Raw genomic sequence first — 4,275 nt, forward strand, 5'->3', positions numbered from 1 at the left:
AAACCGCCAGCCGCAACACCCAAAGAAACGGATATTCACCCAAAACAACCCAAAGCATGGTCGGCCCAAAGGCCGCCAATACACAAAAAAAAAGGGCAACCGAAGTTGCCCAAAATGCCTTGCGTGCTCATCAAATCCGGAAGGACTAAGGCTTCTTGCGCTTATTCGCATCCTTCCAGATAAAAAATCCAAACCCTGCAAAAAACAGAACCATGAGCCCTACCGTCAGAACCCCGGCAAACACCACGTTATCGAAAAACATGACTGGCCTCCTGGCCCCTGCTTTGCTGCGATGGAGCTAAGTTAACCAATCAGGCAGGCGCAGGAATTGACCGGGATCAATACCAGTAAAGGTGCGGAGGAAAGGGAGGGAAATAACTGACCTGCATCAACGGATACAGGGGAAGATCAACGCTTTTTTGGTTTGTTTTTCGACTTTTTCTTCGGTTTTCCCAACGGCATGGCCTGTTCGAATGCCTTGCGCACTTCATTCAGGCGTTTTTCGTTGAGGTCATGAACCCGCTTGGCGCGCTCAGTGTCGAGGTCGATCAGTTTGTCGTCTTGGCTCATGGCGTTCGGTGCATCGCTTGGACTGAATCACAACTGCCGGACCGCCGACAGGACTGCGCCAATAATGCGGCCTGACGCCAGCGCTGGCTAGTCATCAATAAAAAGGGATACAACGAATCGTGTACTCAGGACGCCAGCCGGGCAGCCTCAGATCTCGATATCGACCCACAAGCCCTGACGGGGTTGATCTTCCATCAGCGGCACCACCGGCACGGTGTTGTCGGCATTGAGTTCGGTGCCCGGCACCGCGAGGTGTTCCTGTGGATCTTCGTCGGCCTCGCGGCGGCGACGGTCGCGCTCCTGCTGGCGACGCTGTTCTTCGCGCAGCAGCAGGCCGTCTTCTTCCGGGTCACGCTTTTGCAGGTCGATGGTGCTTTCATTGGAGCTTTCCTGCACCGGCACCACCGGAGGAATGTCCGGCCGCTGGCGGATCGGATCCTGCTGGGAAGTGATCGGCACGGCGCTCAGGGGGAGCATCGGTGGCAGCATATGAAGGGTCTCCTGTCAGCAGGCTATCGGCTGCGGCATCGGTGCCTTGAGCCATCGGTCGCAAACTTGTGACCGGGTTGGCACTCACAGGTGCCCGGGCTGTGCTTAAAACTGACAGATGACCGCATTTGCCCTTACTCGCGGCTTGCAGCTGAAAGCTTGTCACGACTCCTAATCCTTTGGCCTCAGGGCCTCATTCCGTTAAGATAGCCCGCTTTTTCAAGGTGGGAGTCAGGCAGCATGGCGCAGCAGTATCAACCGGGGCAACGCTGGATCAGTGACAGCGAAGCAGAGCTTGGTTTAGGCACCGTTCTGGCACAGGATGGCCGCTTGTTGACCGTGCTTTACCCGGCCACTGGCGAAACCCGCCAGTACGCGCTAAGGAATGCGCCCCTGACCCGTGTGCGATTCTCGCCGGGTGACTCCATTACCCACTTCGAAGGCTGGAAAATGACCGTGCGCGAAGTCGAGGATGCCAATGGCCTGCTCGTCTATCACGGCCTGAACGCCGGGAACGAAGCCGTTACCCTGCCGGAAACCCAGCTGTCGAACTTCATTCAGTTCCGTCTGGCCAGCGACCGCCTGTTCGCCGGCCAGATCGACCCGCTGTCGTGGTTTTCCCTGCGTTATCACACCCTGGAACACACCAGCCGCCAGCTGCAGTCCTCGCTGTGGGGGCTGGGTGGCGCGCGTGCGCAACCGATCGCGCACCAGTTGCACATCGCCCGTGAAGTGGCCGACCGCATCGCGCCACGGGTATTGCTGGCGGACGAAGTGGGTCTGGGCAAGACCATCGAAGCCGGCCTGGTGATCCATCGTCAGCTCCTTTCGGGCCGCGCCAGCCGCGTACTGATCCTGGTGCCGGAAAACCTCCAGCACCAATGGCTGGTGGAAATGCGCCGCCGTTTCAACCTGCAGGTCGCACTGTTCGACGAAGAGCGATTCATCGAAAGCGATGCTTCCAACCCGTTCGAAGACACCCAGCTGGCACTCGTGGCGCTGGAGTGGCTGGTCGATGACGAGAAGGCCCAGGACGCGCTGTTCGCCGCCGGCTGGGACCTGATGGTCGTCGACGAAGCACACCATCTGGTCTGGCACGAAGATAAAGTCAGCCCGGAATATTCGCTGGTCGAGCAACTGGCCGAAACCATCCCCGGTGTGCTGCTGCTCACCGCCACCCCGGAACAACTCGGTCAGGACAGTCACTTCGCCCGTTTGCGCCTGCTCGACCCGAACCGCTTCCATGACCTGGCCGCCTTCCGTGCCGAAAGCGAGAACTATCGCCCGGTGGCCGAAGCCGTTCAGGAACTGCTGGACAAGGGCCGCCTTTCGGAAGAAGCGCACAAGACCATCCACGGTTTCCTCGGCAACGAAGGTGAAGCCCTGCTTACCGCCGTCAACGATGGCGACACCGAAGCCAGCGCCCGCCTCGTGCGTGAGTTGCTCGACCGCCACGGCACCGGCCGCGTGCTGTTCCGTAACACCCGTGCCGCCGTGCAGGGTTTCCCGGAGCGCAAGCTGCATCCGTACCCGCTGCCGTGCCCGGACGAATACCTCGAACTGCCGCTGGGCGATCACGCCGAGCTGTACCCGGAGGTCAGCTTCCAGGCCCAGCCGGACGCCGGCGAAGAAGAACGCTGGTGGAAATTCGACCCGCGCGTCGAGTGGCTGATCGATCAGTTGAAAATGCTCAAGCGCACCAAAGTGCTGGTGATCTGCGCCCACGCCGAAACCGCGATGGACCTGGAAGACGCCCTGCGCGTACGCTCCGGCATCCCGGCCACGGTGTTCCATGAAGGCATGAGCATCCTCGAACGTGACCGCGCCGCCGCCTACTTCGCCGACGAGGAGTTCGGCGCGCAGGTACTGATCTGTTCGGAGATCGGCAGCGAAGGCCGCAACTTCCAGTTTGCCCATCATCTGGTGCTGTTCGATCTGCCGTCGCACCCGGACCTGCTGGAACAGCGGATCGGCCGTCTGGACCGGATCGGCCAGAAACACACCATCGAACTGCACGTGCCCTACCTGGAAACCAGTCCGCAAGAACGCCTGTTCCAGTGGTACCACGAAGCGCTGAATGCGTTCCTCAATACCTGCCCGACCGGCAACGCCTTGCAGCATCAGTTCGGCCCGCGCCTGCTGCCGCTGCTTGAAGCGGCGGATGACGGCGAGTGGCAAGCCCTGATCGACGAGGCACGCCGCGAGCGCGAGCGTCTGGAAGCCGAGCTGCATACCGGCCGCGACCGTCTGCTGGAACTCAACTCCGGCGGCGCCGGCGAAGGTGAGGCGCTGGTCGAGGCGATTCTGGAACAGGACGACCAGTTCGCCCTGCCGATCTACATGGAGACCCTGTTCGACGCATTCGGCATCGACAGCGAAGACCACTCGGAAAACGCCCTGATCCTCAAGCCGAGCGAAAAAATGCTCGACGCCAGTTTCCCGCTGGGCGACGACGAAGGCGTGACCATCACCTACGATCGCAACCAGGCACTGTCGCGCGAAGACATGCAATTCATCACCTGGGAACACCCGATGGTGCAGGGCGGCATGGATCTGGTGCTGTCCGGCTCGATGGGCAACACTGCGGTCGCACTGATCAAGAACAAGGCGCTCAAACCGGGCACCGTGCTGCTGGAGCTGCTGTACGTCAGTGAAGTGGTGGCTCCGCGTTCGCTGCAACTGGGCCGTTACCTGCCACCGGCCGCCCTGCGCTGCCTGCTCGATGCCAACGGCAACGACCTGTCGGCCCGGGTGGCGTTCGAAACCCTGAACGATCAGCTGGAAAGCGTGCCACGCGCCAGCGCCAACAAGTTCATCCAGGCTCAGCGTGATCAGTTGACACCACGGATCAACGCCGGTGAACAAAAGGTCACCCCGCGCCATGCCGAGCGCGTGGCCGAGGCCCGCCGCCGTCTGGCGGCGGACACCGACGAAGAGCTGGCGCGCCTGACTGCCCTGCAGGCGGTCAACCCGACCGTACGCGACAGCGAACTGGTTGCCCTGCGCGAACAGCGCGAGCAAGGCCTGGCCATGCTCGACAAGGCTGCGCTGCGACTGGAAGCGATCCGGGTGCTGGTGGCGGGTTAAACCGCCCTGCTCCAACGCCACACATGAAAAGGCCCGCAGCGATGCGGGCCTTTTTGTTTGCCTGAAATGCTTTGATTGATGCAGATGGCCCTTTCGCGAGCAGGCTCGCTCCCACAGTGATCCGAGTCG

At 61.3% G+C, this 4,275-nt stretch carries 4 protein-coding genes; 1 reads left to right on the top strand and 3 read right to left on the bottom strand.

Going from position 1 to position 4,275, the window contains the following annotated elements; translation table 11 throughout:
* Window positions 1–145 precede the first annotated feature (145 nt).
* The 3 genes from ccoM to BBF94_RS14225 all read right to left on the bottom strand — a co-directional run bounded on the left by ccoM (window position 146) and on the right by BBF94_RS14225 (window position 1,059).
* Window positions 146–262, bottom strand: coding sequence for a cytochrome c oxidase subunit CcoM (gene ccoM, locus BBF94_RS28300; RefSeq protein ID WP_007959205.1), 117 nt, complete (start codon window positions 260–262; stop codon window positions 146–148).
* Window positions 263–408: 146 nt separating this feature from the next.
* Window positions 409–570, bottom strand: a complete 162-nt coding sequence (locus BBF94_RS27975) for a hypothetical protein (protein WP_176704461.1) — start codon at window positions 568–570, stop codon at window positions 409–411.
* A gap of 147 nt (window positions 571–717) precedes the next feature.
* Complete coding sequence (locus tag BBF94_RS14225; protein WP_065259630.1) at window positions 718–1,059, bottom strand: aspartate-semialdehyde dehydrogenase; 342 nt, start codon at window positions 1,057–1,059, stop codon at window positions 718–720.
* Window positions 1,060–1,299: 240 nt separating this feature from the next.
* On the opposite strand from BBF94_RS14225, the gene rapA reads away from it, so the two are divergent.
* Window positions 1,300–4,146 (top strand): RNA polymerase-associated protein RapA, encoded by a 2,847-nt coding sequence (rapA, locus tag BBF94_RS14230; protein WP_065259631.1) that lies wholly within the window; start codon window positions 1,300–1,302, stop codon window positions 4,144–4,146.
* Window positions 4,147–4,275 lie beyond the last annotated feature (129 nt).

Source organism: Pseudomonas bananamidigenes (assembly GCF_001679645.1).
Taxonomy (GTDB): domain Bacteria; phylum Pseudomonadota; class Gammaproteobacteria; order Pseudomonadales; family Pseudomonadaceae; genus Aquipseudomonas; species Aquipseudomonas bananamidigenes.

Bases quoted from the DNA above. Each gene is read 5' to 3' on its own strand.
- rapA (WP_065259631.1), top strand. From the start codon at position 1,300: ATGGCGCAGCAGTATCAACCGGGGCAACGCTGGATCAGTGACAGCGAA.
- BBF94_RS14225 (WP_065259630.1), bottom strand. From the start codon at position 1,059: ATGCTGCCACCGATGCTCCCCCTGAGCGCCGTGCCGATCACTTCCCAG.
- BBF94_RS27975 (WP_176704461.1), bottom strand. From the start codon at position 570: ATGAGCCAAGACGACAAACTGATCGACCTCGACACTGAGCGCGCCAAG.
- ccoM (WP_007959205.1), bottom strand. From the start codon at position 262: ATGTTTTTCGATAACGTGGTGTTTGCCGGGGTTCTGACGGTAGGGCTC.